The organism is Pseudoalteromonas shioyasakiensis (assembly GCF_024518675.1).
In the GTDB taxonomy this organism is placed as follows: Bacteria; Pseudomonadota; Gammaproteobacteria; order Enterobacterales; family Alteromonadaceae; genus Pseudoalteromonas; species Pseudoalteromonas shioyasakiensis_B.
Genome location: NZ_JANIGL010000001.1, coordinates 196,382 through 218,163, shown reverse-complemented (window position 1 = coordinate 218,163; position 21,782 = coordinate 196,382). Strand labels below are relative to the sequence as shown.

16 protein-coding genes and 3 tRNA genes are annotated in these 21,782 nt (G+C 39.6%); 11 read left to right on the top strand and 8 right to left on the bottom strand.

What is annotated here, in order from left to right; translation table 11 throughout:
- Positions 1-23: 23 nt before the first annotated feature.
- The 3 genes from NQT69_RS00915 to NQT69_RS00905 form a co-directional block, all read right to left on the bottom strand.
- On the bottom strand, positions 24-1,265 hold the full coding sequence (locus tag NQT69_RS00915; RefSeq protein WP_256825848.1) for an amidohydrolase family protein: 1,242 nt from the start codon (positions 1,263-1,265) through the stop codon (positions 24-26).
- 12 nt (positions 1,266-1,277) lie between these two features.
- Positions 1,278-2,663, bottom strand: coding sequence for an amidohydrolase (locus NQT69_RS00910; RefSeq protein ID WP_256825847.1), 1,386 nt, complete (start codon positions 2,661-2,663; stop codon positions 1,278-1,280).
- Positions 2,664-2,764: 101 nt separating this feature from the next.
- The gene (locus tag NQT69_RS00905; RefSeq protein ID WP_256825846.1) at positions 2,765-3,550 is read right to left on the bottom strand and encodes a hypothetical protein; all 786 of its coding nucleotides are present in this window, start codon (positions 3,548-3,550) and stop codon (positions 2,765-2,767) included.
- Between the two features lie 341 nt (positions 3,551-3,891).
- On the opposite strand from NQT69_RS00905, the gene NQT69_RS00900 reads away from it, so the two are divergent.
- Positions 3,892-4,257 (top strand): DUF3718 domain-containing protein, encoded by a 366-nt coding sequence (locus NQT69_RS00900; RefSeq protein WP_256825845.1) that lies wholly within the window; start codon positions 3,892-3,894, stop codon positions 4,255-4,257.
- An 80-nt stretch (positions 4,258-4,337) separates the two neighbouring features.
- On the opposite strand, the gene NQT69_RS00895 is transcribed toward NQT69_RS00900, so the two are convergent.
- Entirely contained in the window at positions 4,338-5,033 is a 696-nt protein-coding gene (locus NQT69_RS00895) for a DUF445 domain-containing protein (RefSeq protein ID WP_256825844.1), read from the bottom strand.
- 124 nt (positions 5,034-5,157) lie between these two features.
- Here NQT69_RS00895 and NQT69_RS00890 point away from each other — a divergent pair, with 124 nt between their 5' ends.
- Together NQT69_RS00890 and NQT69_RS00885 are read left to right on the top strand one after the other, a co-directional pair.
- A complete protein-coding gene (locus tag NQT69_RS00890; protein ID WP_256825843.1) occupies positions 5,158-6,018 on the top strand; it encodes a fructosamine kinase family protein in 861 nt (286 codons plus the stop codon).
- Positions 6,019-6,164: 146 nt separating this feature from the next.
- A complete protein-coding gene (locus tag NQT69_RS00885) occupies positions 6,165-6,368 on the top strand; it encodes a CPXCG motif-containing cysteine-rich protein (RefSeq protein ID WP_256825842.1) in 204 nt (67 codons plus the stop codon).
- Here the strand turns inward: NQT69_RS00885 and NQT69_RS00880 are convergent.
- Positions 6,365-6,991: a riboflavin synthase subunit alpha gene (locus NQT69_RS00880; RefSeq protein WP_256825841.1), complete on the bottom strand. Its 627-nt coding sequence runs from the start codon at positions 6,989-6,991 to the stop codon at positions 6,365-6,367. The genes NQT69_RS00885 and NQT69_RS00880 overlap by 4 nt on opposite strands.
- A gap of 133 nt (positions 6,992-7,124) precedes the next feature.
- Between NQT69_RS00880 and NQT69_RS00875 the strand changes: the two genes are divergently transcribed.
- The 5 genes from NQT69_RS00875 (at position 7,125) to NQT69_RS00855 (ending at position 9,959) form a co-directional block, all read left to right on the top strand.
- Positions 7,125-8,477: an MATE family efflux transporter gene (locus NQT69_RS00875; RefSeq protein ID WP_256825840.1), complete on the top strand. Its 1,353-nt coding sequence runs from the start codon at positions 7,125-7,127 to the stop codon at positions 8,475-8,477.
- Positions 8,458-9,522 carry a DUF3080 family protein gene (locus NQT69_RS00870; RefSeq protein ID WP_256825839.1) on the top strand — a complete coding sequence of 355 codons (1,065 nt, stop codon included), beginning with the start codon at positions 8,458-8,460 and terminating at the stop codon, positions 9,520-9,522. The genes NQT69_RS00875 and NQT69_RS00870 overlap by 20 nt, the downstream gene beginning before the upstream one ends.
- Before the next feature lie 111 nt (positions 9,523-9,633).
- Positions 9,634-9,710: transfer RNA gene (locus NQT69_RS00865), tRNA-Val, on the top strand.
- Positions 9,711-9,755: 45 nt separating this feature from the next.
- Positions 9,756-9,832 (top strand) — tRNA-Val (locus NQT69_RS00860).
- Positions 9,833-9,882: 50 nt separating this feature from the next.
- A tRNA-Val gene (locus NQT69_RS00855) sits at positions 9,883-9,959 on the top strand.
- A 433-nt stretch (positions 9,960-10,392) separates the two neighbouring features.
- On the opposite strand, the gene NQT69_RS00850 is transcribed toward NQT69_RS00855, so the two are convergent.
- Entirely contained in the window at positions 10,393-12,756 is a 2,364-nt protein-coding gene (locus tag NQT69_RS00850) for an alkaline phosphatase D family protein (RefSeq protein ID WP_256825838.1), read from the bottom strand.
- 443 nt (positions 12,757-13,199) lie between these two features.
- On the opposite strand from NQT69_RS00850, the gene NQT69_RS00845 reads away from it, so the two are divergent.
- On the top strand, positions 13,200-15,188 hold the full coding sequence (locus NQT69_RS00845; RefSeq protein WP_256825837.1) for a methyl-accepting chemotaxis protein: 1,989 nt from the start codon (positions 13,200-13,202) through the stop codon (positions 15,186-15,188).
- Positions 15,189-15,200: 12 nt separating this feature from the next.
- Positions 15,201-17,129, top strand: coding sequence for a CRTAC1 family protein (locus NQT69_RS00840; RefSeq protein WP_256825836.1), 1,929 nt, complete (start codon positions 15,201-15,203; stop codon positions 17,127-17,129).
- A 51-nt stretch (positions 17,130-17,180) separates the two neighbouring features.
- Here NQT69_RS00840 and NQT69_RS00835 read toward each other — a convergent pair whose 3' ends face one another.
- Positions 17,181-18,626 carry a sulfatase family protein gene (locus tag NQT69_RS00835; RefSeq protein WP_256825835.1) on the bottom strand — a complete coding sequence of 482 codons (1,446 nt, stop codon included), beginning with the start codon at positions 18,624-18,626 and terminating at the stop codon, positions 17,181-17,183.
- 15 nt (positions 18,627-18,641) lie between these two features.
- Entirely contained in the window at positions 18,642-20,054 is a 1,413-nt protein-coding gene (locus tag NQT69_RS00830; RefSeq protein ID WP_256825834.1) for a sulfatase-like hydrolase/transferase, read from the bottom strand.
- 255 nt (positions 20,055-20,309) lie between these two features.
- Between NQT69_RS00830 and NQT69_RS00825 the strand changes: the two genes are divergently transcribed.
- Positions 20,310-21,770 (top strand): helix-turn-helix transcriptional regulator, encoded by a 1,461-nt coding sequence (locus tag NQT69_RS00825; RefSeq protein WP_256825833.1) that lies wholly within the window; start codon positions 20,310-20,312, stop codon positions 21,768-21,770.
- Positions 21,771-21,782 lie beyond the last annotated feature (12 nt).

Below are 21,782 nucleotides of genomic sequence, written 5' to 3'. Positions count from 1 at the left end.
GCTTTTTATAAACTAACTAAACACTACTTAGTGTATGCGCGTGGCATCTCTGAGTCAGTTGTATAACGCTCACGTAGCTTATCTTGACGTGCTTCAGTAGACACTTCTTCGCCGTTAATAAACATTTTAGTTACGTGACTGTTGAGCTCAAACGGATCATCATTCCACATTACTAAGTCAGCAACTGAACCGACCGCAACACGTCCTGCATTGATACCGAATACATCTGCCACATTCGCTGTAATAGCTTTTAAGGCACCTTCTTGCGTCATGCCATATGATACCGCATTACCTGCATCAAAACGTAATTGGTAAACATTGTGGCTGCCATCACCTGCAATGGCTAATAAAACTTTAACCCCTGCTTTTTCAAGCTCACCTGCATTTGTTAAACCTGCATGCAAAGAGTCAAAGCTACCTGGTAAGTTATCCATCGAGCTAACAATCACAGGCACTTGCGCCTGTGCTAATTGCTCTTTTACAACTACGGCATCTTGTGCGCCTGCAATCACTAAATTTAATGAAAACTGTTGTTTCAGTTTTATAAGCTCAATGATATCAGATGCTCGAGAAGCACTGACTAAAAGTGGCATTTCACCGGCAAGTACTTTTGTTAATACTGTATCTTCAGTACTCGGCTTGCCATCGTCTTTTTTATCTTTCTTCGTTGATTTTTGCTGATGGCTAGTCAGCTTATCAATCAAAGTTTTAAGCGACATAGCACGAGAGCCTTTACGCTTTTCGCCCAAGTGAACAACTAAAGCAACTTGAGTTTGTTTTACGCTGTCGAATTCACCGCTTAAATCAACAACACTGGCCAAACCTGCGAAAATGCTATCACCACCATGCGGGGTAACTACATCACGTGTTATGCCGCCCTTACGTGCATAAGGGATAAGGCTAGAGCGCGGGTTAAAGGCTAGGCTTGGATCAAAGTCGATACCGGCTTTGTCATCCCCTGCATCACGCGAGCCTGCAACCGCACCAACTTCAACTAAACCCAATTGATTCATGCTACCGATAAAGCCTGCAGTCACAATTTGGCCTTTTGCATCAACAATTGTATCTGCATCTACTTTTGCTGGATTAATGGCAGTAATTTTACCTTCATCAATGATGATACTGGCTCCATTTAACACACCTTGCTCAGTTGATGTGTGTACCGTGGCATTAATTATGGCTAAAGACTCAGCGTTAATCGCAGTACTTGCCAATAAACTAGCAGCAACTAGTGAGAGCGAAAATGATTGTGTTAATTTTGTCATTCTAGTTACTCCTTATTTTTGACCTAACATGAAATCGCTTTGTGCTTGGAACGTGGCATCATCACGGTCATACACTTTTGCACCATCAACAAATACTTGTTCAGCTTTAGCATAAACACTAAACGGGCTTTGATTCCAAATAACGACATCACCTTGTTTACCAGGCTCTAATGAACCTGTTTTGTCTGCAATACCCAGTGATTTTGCTGCATTTGACGTGATCCACTTAATAGCATGCTCTTCAGAGATATCAAAACCATTATCATTTGCACGGAACATCACTTTACCTGCCTCTTGGTTTAGACGCTGGATGGTGGTGTCTGAATCTGAGTGAACAACGGCACACGAGTTTTTAACTGCATCAACAATAGCAACGTTTTCTTGAACCATGTCGTAGGCTTCCATTTTAAAGCCCCACCAATCTGGCCAAAGCGCAGCACACGAGCTATTCTCAGCTAATAAATCCGCAATTTTATAGGCTTCAATACCATGATGGAATGTACCTGCGTGATAACCAAACTCCTTAGATAGGTCGATCATCATTGCCATTTCTTCTGCTTTATAACAGTGATTGTGGATCATCACTTCACCATCTAATACGCCACGTAATGTATCGTACTTAATATCGCGATGTGGTACTTCAGGATTTAAGCCATTAGCGTAATCTGCTTCGTATTTATCCCATTCACGCTTATATTCAGCCGCACCAATCCATGCTGTGCGATAGCCTGCCATGTTACCCATACGTGTTGACGGTAATACGCCTTTGCGGCCATATACGCGTTTCGGGTTTTCGCCACATGCCATTTTAAGGCCATAAGGTGCATCAGGAAATTTCATCCCTTGCATCGTATGAGCTGGCACATTTTTAAGGGTGACACCTCGGCCACCGAATAAGTTTGCAGAGCCTGGTAATATTTGTAATGACGTTATGCCGCCTTCACGAGCACGATTAAAGCCTGGATCTTGTGGCCACACTGAGTGCTCAACCCACACTTCTGCCGTATTAGGGCTAGTCATTTCATTACCGTCTTGGTGTGATTCCACCGATGGGTTTGGATACGCACCTAAATGTGAATGGACGTCAATTAAACCAGGCGTGACCCATTTACCTTGCGCATCAATGGTCAGATCTGCACTGGCCGATAAATCGATACCCACTTGTTGTACTTTACCATCAATCAGCAACACGTCTGCTTCATCTAGACGCTCACCCGTGCCAGTTAAAACTGTCGCATTGGTGATCAGGGTACTTGTTGATTTTAAAGGCTTATAAGTACTTGGGTATGGGTTTTTATTAATGGTTACTTTTTCGTCTTGTGGTCCGTTATCTTGGCAACCCGCTAAAGCGACGCCTAAGGCAACGACCAACAATGAAGGAGCAAATTTTTGCGTCATGTTAGTCTCTGTTGTTTTTTTATTAATGTATATAAATGCACAGCATAAAGCCAAAAAATAAGCTGGATCTGCATTTATTCAAGGTGAATGTAATAATTATGTTATTTCTTAATATAATTGTTATATAGCTGCTCTAGTGCAGCTTGGGTAGTCAAACTCGGATCTTTATTAATAAAATGTTTTACCGTTCTAGTTACAAAATCTGAGTTTTGCTTGTGCTGTTTTGAAAACTCTTTTATCAAACAATTGCCATCTTTTGCTGCAGTAACTTTATCATGGCGATGACGATACTGACTCAACGCTTTATTAAAATCGCCTTGGTAATCTTCAACAAGAATTTTATAAAAGTCACTTTTTTCAACTTTTAATGTGTCAATGCAGTAATTCAATGCTTGCTTGAAATCTGTAAACACTGTGCCTTCAACATCAAACTCGGCCGTTTTTTCTCTTACCGTGACTTTTGCTTCTTCAGTAGCATAGCTAAAACCAGTAAAGGCGATACGTTGCGCGGCTTCTTCGCCCAGTGCCATACCTGCTTTTATACTATGGGCAAACTCATCGCTCATATCATTGAGCTCGCTTTCATGCCACATATTATAAACTCGTAGCGGCTTGGCATATTTAGTTGCGAGTTTTTTCTTTAGTTTAGTAAAACGCTCATCAATGGTGAGTAATCGCTCATTGTGTAGTAATGCATAACATTCATAACAGGCTGCAATACTAATAAAGTCTGCATCTTCACCTAAATCAATAATGCTTTGTAGCATGTGTAATGGCGGACAATGATCTCGTTCTGTTGCTTCACAGCCACAATAAAAGCACTGATTAAAATTTTTTTGTTCGCAAGCATAAGCTTGTTGGTAATATTGAGAAAACTTGCTACTCACATAGTCTCCATTGCCAGAGAGAAATAATTATCGCGAATGATAACAGGCTGAAAATATATGTCAGCCACGATAATTCATAAAGTGCATTTACTCTAAAGTAAATAGTCTGTAAAGCCAATGAAAACAGCTTGAAAAACAATCAAAAGCAAATAAAAAACTGAAAAATAAATCACTTTAAATGTGTCAAAAAACACACTTTTAACTATTGTAAATCAACTGCTTGAACAACCAATACATGACTGAAATAGTTGCTTACATCTTGTCGATTTTCATTTACAGCAATCTTTAAAAATAAAGCCAATAATTAACTCGTCAACAAACATCAACACTGGAGAATGAAGATGAAAACTTTAGCAACTACACTTAGCACAACGTTACTTATTGGCGCAGCAGCGCTTACAACAACCACTACACAAGCAGCAGAATTTATTGCTGCAGATAACAGCCCAGGCACACAAGTTTGTATGGCCGTTATTTCAAACAAACCAATCACTTTGTCAACAACCATGCGTGATGTACGAATGAGCAAACGCATTGCAGTAAACAAATTACGTTGTAATGATATGGCACTGGATCAATTTGCAGGTATGTATGGCTTTAATAAAAGCGCGAAGTACTTAAACCTTGATACCAGCACTAAAACAAGTATTCATGATTTAGCCAAAGTAAATAACGACACGACACTCGTTGTATCAGGTTCTAAGTAGGGAATGGAATTGACACCCTATTTTTAAGCAGGCGAGTAGTTGGCCTGCTTAAAATATTAGCTTTAATGATGTCATAGCAATTAAATAATAGCTGCAATTAAGCCAAATATGCCACCAAATACCCCACCCCAAACAACCAGCCAACCTAAATGCTCTCGGATCATAGTTTGAATTATGTCTTTAACCATCGCCGGGGTAAGCTCATTAAGCCTATCATCGACTAGGCCTAACACAGTGTCGTATAATTTATCCGACGACATGGCTTTTTGCATTAGTTTGTCATTCACCAGTTGTTTAAACTCTTGAGTTTCACTCATTGTTGAGAGTGCGCTTTTCATTTTTGTAATAAATGACTCTCGCATTGGCTCAACCGCTTCAGTACCACCAAACATTGCCAACATGGCACCAAATTGCGATTGCTCAATCACTTCAAGTAAACTATCAAACGCAGGGTTGAGATCAACCTCTTCGATAACAGGCTTCAGATCTAACTCTGGTTGCTTAGTCGCAAGTAGCTGTTCAATTTTTTCTTTCGAGAAAAACTCCGTAATAACAAGCTCCCTAATGGCGCTTTTAAACTTAGCAAATTTAACTTGGATCACGCCAGAGCCATATAAAAATGGGACTTTCTCAAACAACATGTGTACTGCCAATAAATTTGTAAACGCCCCCGATAAAGCAAATAAGCCAATTGAAAGCACAATCGCTTGGTCAAAAAAGTAACCAACTAACACCAAAATGGTTGCTGTTAAATTAGTGAGCACACTCTTGTTCATTTTATTCTCCATAAATGGCTGGATCATTGCCTAATATTGATTACTGAATTTTACATACAAGAGTTTGTTTATTTAACTACTTTTTGCCATAGTTTAATTATCTGTATAAAAGGTGAGCAATATTATGTGGAATACAGTTAATGAGCAGATCAGCCAAGCAATGCATTTTGATTTTAAGTATACCTTTAAACGCCAATTGCAAAGCGCAAATGAAGATATGTTATTTGAAATTAGCGATGGCACTCACACGTACTTCGTTAAAGTGGCCCACCACTCTCAATTAGAACGCTTTGAATGTGAGGCGCATAGCTTAAAACTGCTCACCCAAGAAAGCGTGTTCATGATACCCGACTGCATCACCACGGGCTCCAGCATCGAGTATTCATTTATTGTGCTTGAATGGCTAACCCTTGATCAACAACCTCATTCGATGTGGCATAGTATGGGTAACCATATGGCGCGCCTACATCAAAAACATCAACAGGCGATGTTTGGTTTTGACCATGATAATTTTGTTGGCCCCACTGTACAACCAAATCGTTGGCACAAAAAATGGGATGTATTTTACGCAGAAGAACGCATCGGCTGGCAACTACAATTACTAGAAGAAAAAGGCATTCATTTAGTCGAAAAAGAATACTTGATCAGCTTTATAAAAGACTTACTACACAGTCATCATGTTGAACCGTCTTTGCTCCACGGTGATTTTTGGCGAGGCAACATGGGCTTTATTCAAAACGTGCCCTGTATTTTTGACCCTGCCTGTTATTATGGTGATCGGGAAATCGATATTGCCATGAGTGAGTTATTTGCACCACTGCCCGAAGCATTTTATCTCGCTTATAATAAACAGTACCCATTGAGTGCAGGCTATGAAAACCGTAAAATTATCTATCAACTTTACCCAATATTAAATCATGCAAATATTTTTGCTGGCCACTATCTGACTGAAGCAAAACAACAAATTGAGCGACTGTTAAAATAAGTGACTTTTTATTGTAAAGCCGATGTCATAAAGCAGTAATACAGACTATATTTAGAGTAAGATTTTACAAACGCACGCAGTGAGCAAGGCGTTAATTACGCTATGTACACTGTTACCTTTGGCTCAACTGCCAAATCGGAGCATTTATGAAAAATCAACTCTCACAACGTATAACCTGCCCCCATTGCGGGCATCATATCCACATAACCTTAGACGCCAGTGAAGGCGACCAAGATTACTTTGAAGATTGTAGCGCCTGTTGCAACCCTATTCATTTTAATATGCATATCGATCATGCCTACAATAAAATTGAGTTACACATAGACAGTGACAATGAACAAATTTTTTAGCTTGGTTGTTTTGCTAAGTAATTTTCCACGGTATTAATAATGGTAAAGGTTTGTTGATCAACCTCAATATTTAGCTTATCGCCAACTGCAGCGGTGCCTAGGTTGGTAATAGCTAAAGTTTCAGGAATTAAATGTAACCAAAAGCCGGTTGTATCTGTTTCGCCTACTGTCAGGCTTGCCCCATTGACGGCAACAAACCCTTTGTAAAGAACATACTTCTGCCATTGCTGGGATAACACGAGTTTAATTTTGCAATTATCTTGAGTATTAATAATCTCTGCTATTTCTGCTGTACAATGAATATGACCAGAAATTATATGACCCCCTAACTCTGAGCCAAACGTCATTGAACGTTCAAAATTAACTTTATCAGTTGCCACTAACTGGCCTAAATTAGTGAGCTTAAGTGTTTCATCAATCACATCAAAATACACATGGGCTAATTGGTTATCAGCAGCACTAAATTTCACCACAGTTAAACAACAACCGTTTATGGCAATACTCGCGCCAATCTCTAAGTTATCAATGTATTGTAGGCCAACTGATAACACTAAACGCAAAACTCCTTGCTGCTGCTCCGTGGTTAACACAGTCGCTTTCGTCTGAACTATTCCGGTAAACATAGACTTCAAATTTTCACTATACTAAGTTACTGTTGAGTTTATCACTTTAGCCTAAGTGAATCATCGATATAACTTTAATTTTAAGGCAAATCCATTACACTAGCGGCCACTTATTTTTTATTTAGCGCGCACTATGACTTTTTGTAATTGGGAAGCTAAACGCCTTATTTCTCTTGCGATCCCAGTATTTTTAGCACAAGTAACCTTAGTTTTAATGTCTGTGGTCGATACGATTATGGCAGGCCAAGTCAGCCCTGTTGATCTCGCGGCTTTATCTATCGCAACGGGTGTGTGGAACCCTGCTATGTTGGCATTACAAGGCATATTACTCGCCTTAACAGGTATTATTGCACAGTTTTCTGGCGCCAATGACAAACAAGGGATTGGCCACTATTTTCAACAAGGTCTGTACCTTGCTGGAATATTAAGTGTAATTGGTTTCTCAATTGCCTACTTTGCCGACTTAGTGATTTTAAAACTTGATACCAGCCCAGCTATTGCAGCCATGGCTTTTGACTATATTCACTTTGTTAAATGGGGCATTGTTGGTTTTTTAGTGTTCAGCGTATATCGTAATATTACCGAAGGCATGGGTATGACTAAACCTGCTTTTTATATTAGTTTAATTGGCCTTGCTGTAAATATACCTGCTAATTACATCTTTATTCACGGCAAACTTGGCATGCCCGCGTTGGGCGGCGCAGGCTGTGGTATTGCTACAGCATTAGTGTTTACCGCCATGGCCGTAGCTCAAGTAATTTACTGCCAGCTAAGTGACAAAATCTATGCCAAAAACTTATTAGCTAACTTTAAAGCACCACAACTTAGCACTATGTGGACAATTACTAAAGTCGGTATTCCAATCTCCTTAGCGACGTTCTTCGAAGTCACGCTATTTGCCTGTATCCCGCTGTTTATTGCTCATTTAGGTGCGGTAGCCGTGGCCGGACACCAAATTGCTGCGAGTGTCACCACCTTGCTGTTTATGATGCCACTGAGCTTGTCTATTGCTATTAGTATTCGTATTGGCAATTTGTATGGCCAACATCATTTTGAGCAATTAAAAAAAGCACTGTCAACCAGCTATATATTAGCGATAATGATTGCACTATTATTAGCAACGATTACCTATTTCGGCCGTCATATGATTAGCCAACTATATACTGATGATGTACATGTAATCGCCCTTGCCACCTCGATTATGGTGTTAGCCTGTATTTATCAATTACCCGATGCCCTGCAAGTGGCTGCAAATGGAGTACTACGTGGTTTAAAACACACGGCGCCGATTTCATATATCACTTTTATATCATACTGGCTAATAGGCTTTGCCTTAGGCTATGTGCTAGCCCGCACAGATTTAATTGTGCCAGCCATGGGCCCCCACGGATTTTGGATAGGGATTATTGTTGGTTTAACAGTCGCTGCTATTCTATTAATGTTAACTGTTGCAAAGCGCTTTAAACGTGAACCTTTCTTCCAGTAATTTAATGAAAACAGCTGGTAAGCAAAAACTAAAAACGTTTGCTTACCTAATTACGTGTGTCGCAGCGTTACTTTTAACAGCGTGTAGCGAGCAACCTAGCGACACCTATTCTGAATACCAAGCACGCCTAGCTAATGCGCTAGATACACCACCAGCAGAAGCCAGCAAACTTGGTAACATTAAATTAAACACGCGCTCATTTGATACTCAATCGACCGTTAACGTGAGTATTTTACAATTAGCGCAATTGAATTCATGTGCTTTAAGTACGCTAATTGCACAGCATAATTCACAATTGGGTAAAGTCGCGACGCCAGCAACCCAATTAATTTACCACATTGAATTTATTAAAGCCGCTCCAGCTTGTTTACAGACACTTGATAAAACATCAAATAGTTATCAGCAAATAACGGCAGCAAAGCACGAAAAACAAGCCCTGTTAGCAAGCTATTTTGCCCAATTTTTATATACCAACACTGAGCTTAAGAAAACTTGGCAACTCACTCATTATGAACTCGACAATAACTTCAATGGCCTTGTTGAAACTGAGCTGGCATTACAACGCTTAGCTAATATACACAAGCAAATAAGCACCCAGCAGTATCAACAAATTAATACTCAAGCTATCTATCAAAGTTTAGAGCAGTTAAATCGCTTTAACTTTAATCAGGCATTAATAACCGCGGTAAGAAAGCAAACCCATTTAAATAACCAAACCACGGCCTACCTAGCGCAAATAGAATTAAACCAGCTGTGTGATCCAATCAAAAATAAGCGCCAAGCACAGGTTGTCAGCAATGTATTTAAAAAATACTACTTAGCACAACTGCAACCCTACCAAGCGCAGCTGACAGGCGCTCTTGAGCGGCTGATGCCCCATTATCAAGCACTTTGGCTACAAAGCAGCTACCTTGATAAAGCTTTAAAGCCAATGTTACAACCTGAGCACCCTGGCAATTTACTTAACGGCTTAAAACGATCAGCGAAAGAACATGTTATTTGGTGGCAAAGGTTTTATAAAACGTGCGAAATCAGTCCAATATGAATAAAAAAACGGCAAACAAACTAAAAAACACTATTCTCGCTTGATTCACTCAAGCGCACGCTATATATTAGCGACCGTTGTTAAGCAATTAACAGCGCTTAAATTTATGATACGACCGTAGCTCAGTTGGTTAGAGCGCTACCTTGACATGGTAGAGGTCGGTGGTTCGAATCCACTCGGTCGTACCAAATTTATTACCTCCTGTAATAAGTTTAATTTAAGAATTCTATTGTACGACCGTAGCTCAGTTGGTTAGAGCGCTACCTTGACATGGTAGGGGTCGGTGGTTCGAATCCACTCGGTCGTACCAAATTTATTCTGACTTCTTTGAATAAATTATATTTAAGAGCCCCAATTTGTACGACTGTAGCTCAGTTGGTTAGAGCGCTACCTTGACATGGTAGAGGTCGGTGGTTCGAATCCACTCAGTCGTACCAAATCAATAAGTTACAACTAAACTAATCTAGCTTTAATATAACTAGGTTAATTAGCACTAAATAATTTTACCTAATAAACTAAAGCTATGTTAAATTTTTAATTTCTTAGATAGCCACAATTTAAACTCAGAAAATTTTAACTAAAACTGAAACGACTTTTGATTTTGCGCCCAATACTGTGCCCATGTGCCTTGAGGCCATGTTGACCAATTTTTTCAACTAACTTATTTGACCACTACCTATACAAAAAACTGCAACAGCTGCTCTTAAAGTTAGCTAGTTCTCTTGCCTCATACTAGATATTTTCTAAACCAATAAATTGTAATTGTTTGGTAAATTGATCTATAAAACTTATATTAAAACATTAAATAAAAACGGCGGTTGAATATATCAACCGCCGTTTTAAAAAGTACATAAGTAATTTTAACCTGAATTAACTTAACAGGTTGTTACCTTTGTTCTCTTGCTGATGAATTGTTACTGGCCAGCCCGGGAACTGATTACTTGCTTTACCATCGTTAACATCGACTAAAAAGCGATAGGCATCCATTGTGTAAGTGAGGTTGTCACAATCAAACGTAATGAAACCAAAACCACTGCCTTTTTCATGTGCTTTCACATAGCGGTTATTTGATTTTCCAACCTCTGGATTACCAACCGCATAGACATAAATCTTGTTACCAAAAGTGTCATTATATTCGCCTGTTTCGCCAAGTCCATGTGCAGGACGGTTTTGGTAAGGCATATTCATTGAGTCAGGTTTCCACCACCTTGGCCAACCTGCTGAAATGGCAGGCGTACAAAAAGCCCAATTACTATCTCTTTGTTGATTTACACCATATTGCGATAAAGAACCTAAATGGGTATCGCCACAAATATGTAACGCCATAGACTCACGCATTGCATCAATTGCACGGTTACGCGCAGAGGCAGGCCAACCACTTGAGTCAAAATCATATTTTAAGAAACGATCTGGCAAAGGCTGATGAGTAGAAATAGCAGCGAATACGGTTTGGCTTAATACCGCTTTTAATTTATGTCCACGCCAGTCATTACCCCACGCTTTAAGAAAATTCTCTTGGCGATTTCCTAGCAGATCCAAACCTGGAGGATTGAATAGCGGGTTATAATAAAGCGGATCTTCGTCTTGCCCTGTTTCTCCTACCGCAACATTAATACGCTCTGGGCCACTTTTCCATTGCCTATCGGCAAGAATGGCAAAACCAACACCGCCGTATAGCATCGCCCCATAATACGAACTAATGCCATTCGTTGGTGTAGGATCATGAGGATCAGGGTGATGGTTAAGCGTTGTTTTATGTACCATATTAACCACCCGCGCAGAATCTATGTAACCACCTAAAACACTTGCTGAAGGGTCTTTTGCAATATTTTGCATTTTTGTGCCCCCCTCACCCCACAAGTTCCCTTGCAGTACATCGTGATCATCAGGTAAACAAATTGTCGGTTGATTACGCATGACTTCTTTAAAAGCCCAACCAAATTGATAAAATTTGCGTAAATAGTTCAAAATTGCCAAATCATCGGGCGTGCGAATTACACCAAATCCCCCATGGCTTTCATAAATTTGGTCGCCAGAGAAAAACACCAAATCAGGATTTAGTTTTTCAACATTTTGCGCTACAGGCTGATAGGGAAAACCATAATCATTTTGACAGGTCAACGCAGCCATTCGTAACGAATTACTGCTTGGGTTTGCTTTTATAATCCCTGAATATAGATCGGCCGCGTGTGTACCATCGCTGAATTTCTCATGATATACAACTCGAAAAGGCGTATCTTGTTTCTCATCCCAATTGGCAATACGAAAAGTCGCCAACCAGCCATCATGGTCAATACGCTGTGAGTCGATAGCAATCCATTGATTGTCCCGTTGTACTTGCAGCTCTAATTGTTGATTATCTTGCTCACCTATTGGTCCTGTGTAAGCACTCAATTTCATCACAAAACCTTCATGGCTTAATGTATCGCTTAACGAATACATAGTCCAAAGAATAGGGCCAAATGACTGTTCATCAGTAACAGAGAACGCTTCACCTTGCATAGCCCAGTGGCTAAATTTATAACGTGCGCCTAATTTATCTTCTGGCACATTTTCATAAGTAACAGATGGAATTGAGAAATTACTCACTAGCGCGACATTACCTAATAGCTCTGATGCAGGTACTAAATGGGTAACCGCACCGATTATTGTTTTGGATGATGTTAAACGAGCCGTTAGCTCTAATGCCATAGCACCTGATTGAGGAGTCCCAGTAAGTGTTAAAGTAACGGCTTTATTCTCAATCTGACTAGTTAAAGGCACAGTGTTGTTACCTAACACTAAATCGTTATTTTTAATACCGAGGTCATATCCCTGTTGAACAAAACAGTTACTACGGTATTCATTGAGTTCACTTTTAGCGCCAAGACGAATACCCGCGCCCCCATCGTTATTATTTTGCTCTAAACGCGTAACCTCCACTGACATGGAAAAAGCTTGGTCAATATTCGTTATTTGATGTGTTAGAGAATGAACGCTGCGATTCCCCCCTCGAGTTATACATTCAGCCGCACCGTTATTCACACGCCAATCTTCCATCGGATTAGCCCAATACTGTTTACCAAGCCAAACTCTATTATACGTTTTATACCAGTTATCACGGTGAGCCTTGGTACCGCGAGTAACGGTTGAATTCATAGCACCTAAATGATGAGTACAGCCAGAGACGCCAGTTGCAACAACCCCAGCAGCAAACATTTTGAGAACTGAGCGACGAGATATATTTTTATTCATAATTTTCAATCTCACACATTGAATATTGTTAACAGTAAACAAAGAATATATGTTTTCGTTAAAAATATCAGCATTTGTTTTCATAAAAACGTTAAGAAATTATAAAAACTTCATTCAAATGTAAGATTACATGTTTTGATGATCCCTATTTCACCCGCAATAACACATGGCTCGACATTGATTTAATCCCTTATATTTAACACGTTTGTCATTTATTAACGCAAGACGATAAAACATTTAACTAAACACTGAACCCCCAACTTTATGCTTTGCTTTATTATTGCGCTAATTAATGGTTGCTATTTAATGACAAAAAAATGTAATCTAAGTTAATTGTTAACAATTAACATTGAGTTTAATTCATTATGTCATTTCTAAATAACTATAAAATAAAGACACGAATTTTAACGCTAGTGCTCATTCCCTTACTAATTACAGGGCTTATGTCAGTTGAAAAAGTACGTTCCTCTTTGGCGCAGCAGCAAGCAATAAGTAAGCTTGATGAAATACTCGATTACGCTAATGTTACTTACCCACTGATTTCAAGTTTGTTAGAAGAAGGGTTTTACACAAGGTTGTATCTTGATGCAGCTTCAGGTGCGCAACAAGCACAGCAACAGATGCTCGCTTATCGACAAAACGCGCTAATAAATGCTAATCAGTTTAAACAATTCATTACTGAGAACCAGCAGACAATTAAGCAATTTCCGACCTTGAATAACCAAGTTGAAATAATCGATAAACAATTAAGCGATCTGCAAATAGTCAGACAAGTAGCTGATGAAAAAAATCACCTAAGTAAAGCTTACATAGCGCAATTTGGTCGAGAAGTTCACACGATGTATGAAATTAACGATCTGATCCGCAAATTATTAATGACATTGAGTGAAATTGTGGTCATCGCCAGTAGCGAACAACAGTTAGGAAAAATGTCAAATGCTTACTATTACTTAGTCGCCAGCAGTGTCGAACGCTCATTTCACGATAGCTTTATAAATACTGCAAGCAATACACAATTGGATGTATACATATACGGCGAAATTTTCAGAAGCGCGACCGCAGTGCAAACTTATAATGGCCTATTTTATAATTTTGCCACTGCAAATGCACAATCTGCGTTTACTCAAATGACGCAAAACGCGGGCTATTTAAAGTCTGAAGAAGTGGCACTACAAGCCCGTACAAATATCTATCAAACAGTCAACAAACCGCTAAATATCGCTGGCACTGATTGGCCAGAGGTTGTAAAAAGTGTGTCAGCATTACAGCAGCGCACCATTGAAATAGTACTTAAAGAGCTGATCGACACTAAAAATAGTTTAATAGACCAAGCACAAACAAAGCTCTATAACAATATTTTAACCCTTGTTCTGCAAGTTGTATTTCTGGCTTTATTTTCATGGTTTATTATTCGCAGCATTACCCAGCCATTATCAGAAATAGTGGCGAATGTGAGTGAATTGGCACGTACAAAAAATCTTACATATAGATTTAATCACACTGGGCAAGATGAACTAACCGAGCTTACTAACGCATTTAACTTATTACTATCCAGCTTTCATAGCACATTAACGAAAATAACCGAACAGTCGCAACAAATATCACACAGCTCAGACACTATCCACCACGCAATACAAGACAGTACTTCGTTGAGCAATAACCAGCAATTAGCCACACACAGTATTTCCGTGGCAATTAATCAAATGACAGCGACCATCAGTGAAGTGTCGTCCATGACGAATCGCACTCATCATGCCATAGAGCAAGCTCATACACTCTCAACTAATAATTTAGAAAACTCCAATATTAGCCAAACCATGATGCAACAACTAAGCGAAGAACTCAGCACGACCACTGAGATAGTGACAGAGCTAGATGAACAAGCTCAGCTAATTAGCAATATTTTAAGTGTGATTGAAGGTATTGCAGAGCAAACTAATTTACTTGCACTTAATGCGGCTATTGAAGCCGCCCGTGCAGGGACAACTGGCAGAGGGTTTGCTGTTGTCGCCGACGAAGTAAGAAACCTTGCTAGTCGTACGCAACAATCAACTAAACAAATTCAAGGACAAATAAATGCCCTTCAAAGTGGTGCAACAACAGCCACCCAAAGTATTTCGCAGCTACAAACAAAATCAAACCAAGCAATTGATCATGTCATCAATAACACACAAGCTTTTACACAATTAAAAGAACAGCTTGATCAAGTAATCGACATGGCCCTGCAAATTGCCACAGCCACAGAAGAACAAACATCTGTGTCTAACTCGATTAATGAGCAAATAACCTTGATCAATACTGACGCTCAATCTGTAGCAAGTACTACCCAAAGTAACCAACAAACGGTCGATAACTTAGCTGATATTGTTGAAAACTTAGAAAGCTACATTAATGAGTTTACTTTGGTTAAGCCCACAACCAACACCTTATAAGGAGTATTTTCTATGAGCAATACAGTATTTAAACTCAGTGCTATCTCCATTGCACTTTGTATCACAGCTTGCAGTAATCAACATACCAGCATGCAAGCTAAACCTAAAATAATGTTCGACGATGTCTCTGTTGAAGTGGGATTAACAACTGATAAAAATTGGAAGTACGGCGGCCCATCCCTATCTGATTTAAATAACGATGGCCTCTATGATTTATTACTAACTAATCATGACTCTACGCCTGTTCAGTTATTCTTATCAAATAGTGACTTTAGTTTTACCAAGCAAGCTGATATTTACCCACGAGTTGACTTACACGGCATGGCCAGTGGCGATTACGATAATGATGGCGATAATGACATTTTATTATCATTAGGCGGCGGTAATGGCCTTAGCCCGCAACCACAGCGGTTATTACAAAACAACCAAGGTCAATTTACTGATGTTACAGCGCAAGCTGGCTTATCAGAAATGGGAGCGCGAGGACGTTCTGTGCGGTGGATTGATCTAGATAACGATGGCGACTTGGACTTTATGCAAGTTAACGCTGAAAAAATGGTGACAGAGCAGAGCCCCCGTAACATTTTATTTGAAAATAACGGCAATGGTACATTCGATTATCACCCTTCCCCCGTCTTTGAAAATTTAAATAGCGAGCGCGTGCTGATCACTGATTTTAATAACGATAACATTCCTGATATTTTCGGCTTTAATGGTTACAGCCCGTTAGTAATTTTACAAGGCAACAATGATTTTAGTTTTACCGATGTCACAGCTAAGGTGTTGCCACAATCACTCGATACAACGGGTACTTTAACTCTCGCCCATGCCGATATCGATAATGATGGAGATATGGACTACTACCTTGCTAGGGGCAAATTACATTACACCATCGCCAATAATAGTATTTCATACAATGACCAACTAAAGCGTTTAGACTTACGAGACGAAGGCAATAAAAGTCATGATGGCTTGAGCCTAACAACACAGGGGGATTTGATTCTAAGTGATTTTTATCATTTTCCTCGGGGCAAAAAAATGAAAGCTATGCCGGTCTTTTTAGGTGCCGAACAGGTACCCATCAATACGCCAACTTCAGATCAAAGCATCGCTGCAGATCAAGCCCAAGGATTTGCAAAAAACATCAATAAAACAGGCTGGTATATTGGTTATTTAGGTAATAACAAATGGCGGGTAGAATGGTATTTAGCGGATAATTTAGCATGGGATGTGCGCGCTTCGTTCAAAAATGTCACTAGCTATAACACAGATTGGACACCACAAGATCTGGCATTAAGTGATATTTTACTACGTAACGATAAAGGTCAACTTACGGATATATCAGCGCAATTACCAAAACAAACTATTGATAATAACTGGGGCGTGGTGCCGGGTGATTTTAATAATGACACTTTAATTGATTTCGTGGTGTATCGATTTGGCCATTTAAAACAACGCGTGGCCGATGTGATGCTCATTAACCAAGGCAATAACCAATTTACTAGCCAGCTATTAAATTCAGCCACCAGCGAGTTAAATCAAGATTCTCATGGAGATATGGGCGCAGCATTTGATTACAATCATGACGGTAAGCTTGATCTGCTCAGTGGCGATGACGACAATGGTCGTTGGCACTTGTATAAAAACACCTCAGCGATGCTTAATAACCATTACAGCTTAGTGCGTATCGGATATTCGCCATCAGGGATTGATGCAATGGGGGCAAAGGTTGAAATAAAAACGGCCCAAACGACCCAATATCAAGTTGTCGGTTCGCACAGTGCAAACCACTCACAAAGTTTAATGAACATTGCCCATTTTGGCTTAGGTAATGATGCTAACATCAAGGAGATTAGTGTCACTTGGCGTGATGGCAGCAATCAAGTATTGCGTAATCAACCCGCAGACCGTTTAATCGATATAGGTAATATAAAATACTGATAAAAAGCCCCAATTTTGGGGCTTTATACTCGTTAACCAAATCAACTCTGGTTACTTAATAACATAATTTGGCGTTTGCTTTGCCTGTTCAATATTCTGCTTATTTAACTGCTCAAAAAACTTATCTATTTGTGCTTTGTATTCCCATGATTGTTGCAACACATTATTTGTATTGTGCTTATTCCACTCATTCCACAGCTTGGCTAATTTCGCTTGTTCAGCGGGTAGCGTATCAACCAAATTATATTGCTCATACGGATCGGCTTTCATATCAAAAAAACTGCGGCCTACATTTGGTAGTGGTTGGTTCATATATTTATAATCAACAGTACGTACAGCATAAATATTAGGAGCCTCTTCTAAGCGCCAAAATAACGCCTGATGTGGGCTGCCTTGTTTAGTGCCTTGTAAAAATGGCAGTAAATTAACACCATCTAATTTCTTATTATCAGCACCCGCTAGTGCCACTGAGGTTGCAGCAATATCAAGTGACGATATTAAACCAGTAAACTCTTCGCCTTTAGGAATTACCCCCGGCCAATGTGCGATAAAAGGCACATGAATACCCCCTTCGAGTAAAGCCACTTTACCTCGTCTAAAAGGAGAGTTGTCAGCCCAATCGCTGTTCGGTTGCCAACTTTCAGGGAATACGCCACCATTATCTGATAAAAAGATGATCAAGGTATTGTCTAATTGCGCGGTTTCTTTAAGTGCATCAATGACCATACCTATGCCTTCATCCATAACATCGATCATAGCGGCATATATACGTCGCTCTTCATCTTCAATATGCTTATATTTTTCAATATATTCAGCGGGTGCTTGTAGTGGCGTGTGAGGCGCGTTGTAAGATAAATACATAAAAAATGGCGACTCTTGTTGCTGTCGGTGAATATACTTCACGGCATCACGGCTAAGCGCTGTCGTTAAGTATTCATCAAATTCGGCCACTTGATTGTTGCGCATCAGCGGCAGTGAATAACCATCTCCGCCAACTGTCACTTGATCAGGCATATAATTATGCCCACCATCTAAAAAACCATAGAAATAATCAAAGCCGCGATTATTGGGCTGAAAATGCGGTGCGCCACCCAAGTGCCACTTGCCAAATACTGCGGTTTGATAGCCTACATCTTGTAAACGATTAGCAAGTGTTTTTTCTGATAGCGGCAGTCCCATGTATTTATCTTGAGGCATATAACTGACATTATTTTCCATACCAAAACGTGCTTGATACCGTCCTGTTAGTAACCCGACTCGAGAAGGCCCGCAGTATGGATGCGTTACATACGCGTTTTTGAAGCTAACACCATTATTAGCTAATGCATCAATATTTGGTGTTTTGATCTCTTTTGAACCGGTAAAACCTAAATCGCCATACCCTAAGTCATCGGCGAGGATCACCACGATATTTGGTTTTTTCTCATTGGCATAAGTATTTATACTGCCGATGCTCACCAGTATAGTTATCAGTATTAATAACAAGTGTCGTTTCATTATTTAGTCCTCTTTCTAATTATTTTTCTGATGTGTGCGATAGTTATCCATACGTGTCATTGCACGACCTTCGTATACACGTTTTAATTGCCATAAAGGTCTTTCTAAGGTTAATTCCCAGTGGAATAATTTTTTCATCAAGCGCGCTACTTGGTTTGGCTGCTTCGATGCCAAATTATGGTTTTCTGATGCGTCGACAGAAAGGTCATACAGTTCAGCGGGTCGATCAGGAAAACGCAGTAGCTTTAGGTCTTTGTCGCGAATAGCAGCTCGGGATTCCTTTTTCCAGTACAAGGTTTGGTGTGGTCGTTGTGTCTTTTTTGATAATAAAAATGGCATTAAATCAACGCCATCGAGCTTCATTTGCGCAGTCACTTTGCCATTAGCAGCATGAATAAAAGTCGGTAACAAATCGAGTGAACTCACCGGATACGTATAGCGCGAGGTATTACTAGAAAGCCTTTTAGGCCACTTTAATAACATAGGTACTCGGACCCCACCTTCAAGGTGATTGGCTTTAGTACCGCTTAATGGATAATTATTGGCATAATTTTGATCAGTCGGTCCACCATTATCGTTAATAAACACCACTAGAGTGTTATCACTAATACTAAGCGCGTTAAGCTTATTTAATACGACTGCAATTGCACGGTCCATAGCAAAATTCATCGCAGCTAATATTTTCCTCTCACCTGTTAAATGAGGGAATTGAGCTAAATCAGCATCCGTTGCTTGCATCGGCGCATGCACCGCCGAAAACGATAATACAGCAAAGAAGGAACGTTTATTTGCGACTGATTGAGTAATAAAATGACTGGTTTGAGTCGCCAGTGCATCTGTTAAGTACCCTTGGTGTTCAGCATAGTGCTTAAAGTCTCGCTCCATCTTTTGTGAAGGATAAGCCTGTTGTTCCGCTTTGCTGTATGCAAAATAACCACGCGCGCCTTCACGAAAGCCATAGAAATTATCAAACCCTCGCTTAGTTGGATGATAATCATCATGATTACCTTGATGCCATTTACCAAATAATCCAGTTTGGTAACCCAGATCTTTGAGGTGATCGGCCATCGTTACTTGAGTAAGCGGCAAGCCCATTTTGTCGCCAGTAAAGCCTGACGTACTCATATAACCTGGCACATTGTTTTCTTCAAAACCGAATCTTTGCTGATATTTCCCAGTATACAACCCCGCGCGTGAAGGCCCACACACAGCCGCTGTTACATAGGCTTGCTCAAATACAACACTCTGACTTGCCAACTTATCGATTGTTGGCGTTTGCATTACTTCACTGCCTTGAAAACCGAAGTCGTGATAACCCGCATCATCGGCGATAATCAACAGTATATTCGGTTGCTCTTCGCCGTAACATAGATTACTGAATGCACTTAGCAGCAATAACCAATAGATATACTTTAAATGAATACGCATAATGTCCCTTTAAAACTGATATCTAGATTGATGTGAAAATGATGCCGACACTTTAAATTAGCTTTCGTCTTTACCGCATTCAATATCCTCTATAACGAGTTATAAAATAGTCTTTCCTTTACTAATCAACACACTAAAATAAGTTATATTTCATCCCCCCCACTACAAAAAAAGTAAATTGTTAACAAACTTGACTTGTAACCCTCATCACCACTATTGTTTTGGTTCTTGCCCTATAAAAAATAAAAATTAGCGATGTATTACACAGAATTAAATTGGGATATATTTTTACGTACCGTGATCCCATTTGCAGCTGCCAACATTTTCATCATGGTACTCATTTATTTTACGCTTGTGCGCGAACGTATTGGTGCTGCCTACCCTTTTTATTGCGCTTTTATCGTCTGTTTTATTCTTTTTTTATGCGGCCCGATTATTAATGTTATGCCACTTCATGAAGGGAAAAGGTGGTATGATCTTTTTAGAAATATTTTGCTCTTTAGTATTGGCACCCCCAGTTTACTTTTTGCATTATTAACACAGGCTAAGTTGCAGCTACCCAAACCCTTATTAATAACACCGGTTGTACTTGGGATTGCATGGTCGTGCTTTTTCTTCTGTGCAGCCCCTTTATATTTTTACAGTCCCAATGAGCTACCTTGGTTAGTTAAGTTAGAAAACATAAACGCACAGCATATTTACTCTTCTCAATTACTGTTGATCTGCTTGCAGTTGTTACTCCCTTGCATCCTACTATTACAAAAAAACCTTAAAGCCTATGTTGCAACTCATGTTTATGGTGCGCTCACACTCAGTGTTTTTATGTGCATTGGTAACGCATTTGAGCTGTGGGTTATTTATTATGTTGGGGCAAGTTTAAGTGCGCTAATTTGGAGCTGGGCAGTTTATAAAGATATTCAATTTACAAATAGTAAAATTAAACAACACACTGAACACAAAAATGCACTGGCTATAGCGCAATTTACAGCGGCTAATAATCGCAACTTTAGCCAATTTTACCCAGACAAATTAAACAAAGCCTATCCACTTAAAGAGCGTGTAGCGCTACTTGAGATTATCTGTACTGCTAACCCACATTTAACAGCAACCAAGTTAGACGAGTTATTAGTTAAACTAAAAAGCTATTGCCACAATTCGTTTAGCTGTTATCAGATAAGAGCAAAAGAAATCGCATTTATGATGTTTGATCGGGTTATTTTTCAGTGCGGGAATAGTAAAGTATTACTTGATGAGCTTGAAAGTATCGGCAATCGCCTTGATGATGCTAACACTATCGTCAATATTGATGCAGCCCTACATCACGTGATCACAGTATTAAACTACGCGCTTGATCAATTAAACAGTAACACTCCAGATCAACAACTTGTTGATAAAGTAAAAGCGTATATTCTTGAGCAATACCGCCATGATATCTCCATTGCAGATATTGTCAGCGCTGTGGGTGCGAGCCGCTCACATACAATGAAGGTGTTTAAACAACTAACGGCAACAACGATTAATCAATACCTAGCTGATGTAAGAATAACCCAAGCAAAGTTGCTCTTGCCAACTAAAACAGTCACCGAAACAGCCTACGCAGTAGGATTTAATAACTCAGCGTACTTTTCAACGGTATTTAAAAAACACACTAAGTTATCACCAAAAGAATACCAACAACAAGGTCAATTAAAGTCGACGATAACGACTTCAAAATGAGCTTATTTACTT

Coding starts and splice junctions, on each gene's coding strand:
- NQT69_RS00910 (WP_256825847.1), bottom strand. CDS start 2,663: ATGACGCAAAAATTTGCTCCTTCATTGTTGGTCGTTGCCTTAGGCGTC.
- NQT69_RS00825 (WP_256825833.1), top strand. CDS start 20,310: ATGTATTACACAGAATTAAATTGGGATATATTTTTACGTACCGTGATC.
- NQT69_RS00890 (WP_256825843.1), top strand. CDS start 5,158: ATGTGGAATACAGTTAATGAGCAGATCAGCCAAGCAATGCATTTTGAT.
- NQT69_RS00880 (WP_256825841.1), bottom strand. CDS start 6,991: ATGTTTACCGGAATAGTTCAGACGAAAGCGACTGTGTTAACCACGGAG.
- NQT69_RS00900 (WP_256825845.1), top strand. CDS start 3,892: ATGAAAACTTTAGCAACTACACTTAGCACAACGTTACTTATTGGCGCA.
- NQT69_RS00875 (WP_256825840.1), top strand. CDS start 7,125: ATGACTTTTTGTAATTGGGAAGCTAAACGCCTTATTTCTCTTGCGATC.
- NQT69_RS00840 (WP_256825836.1), top strand. CDS start 15,201: ATGAGCAATACAGTATTTAAACTCAGTGCTATCTCCATTGCACTTTGT.
- NQT69_RS00850 (WP_256825838.1), bottom strand. CDS start 12,756: ATGAATAAAAATATATCTCGTCGCTCAGTTCTCAAAATGTTTGCTGCT.
- NQT69_RS00835 (WP_256825835.1), bottom strand. CDS start 18,626: ATGAAACGACACTTGTTATTAATACTGATAACTATACTGGTGAGCATC.
- NQT69_RS00885 (WP_256825842.1), top strand. CDS start 6,165: ATGAAAAATCAACTCTCACAACGTATAACCTGCCCCCATTGCGGGCAT.
- NQT69_RS00845 (WP_256825837.1), top strand. CDS start 13,200: ATGTCAGTTGAAAAAGTACGTTCCTCTTTGGCGCAGCAGCAAGCAATA.
- NQT69_RS00830 (WP_256825834.1), bottom strand. CDS start 20,054: ATGCGTATTCATTTAAAGTATATCTATTGGTTATTGCTGCTAAGTGCA.
- NQT69_RS00895 (WP_256825844.1), bottom strand. CDS start 5,033: ATGAACAAGAGTGTGCTCACTAATTTAACAGCAACCATTTTGGTGTTA.
- NQT69_RS00915 (WP_256825848.1), bottom strand. CDS start 1,265: ATGACAAAATTAACACAATCATTTTCGCTCTCACTAGTTGCTGCTAGT.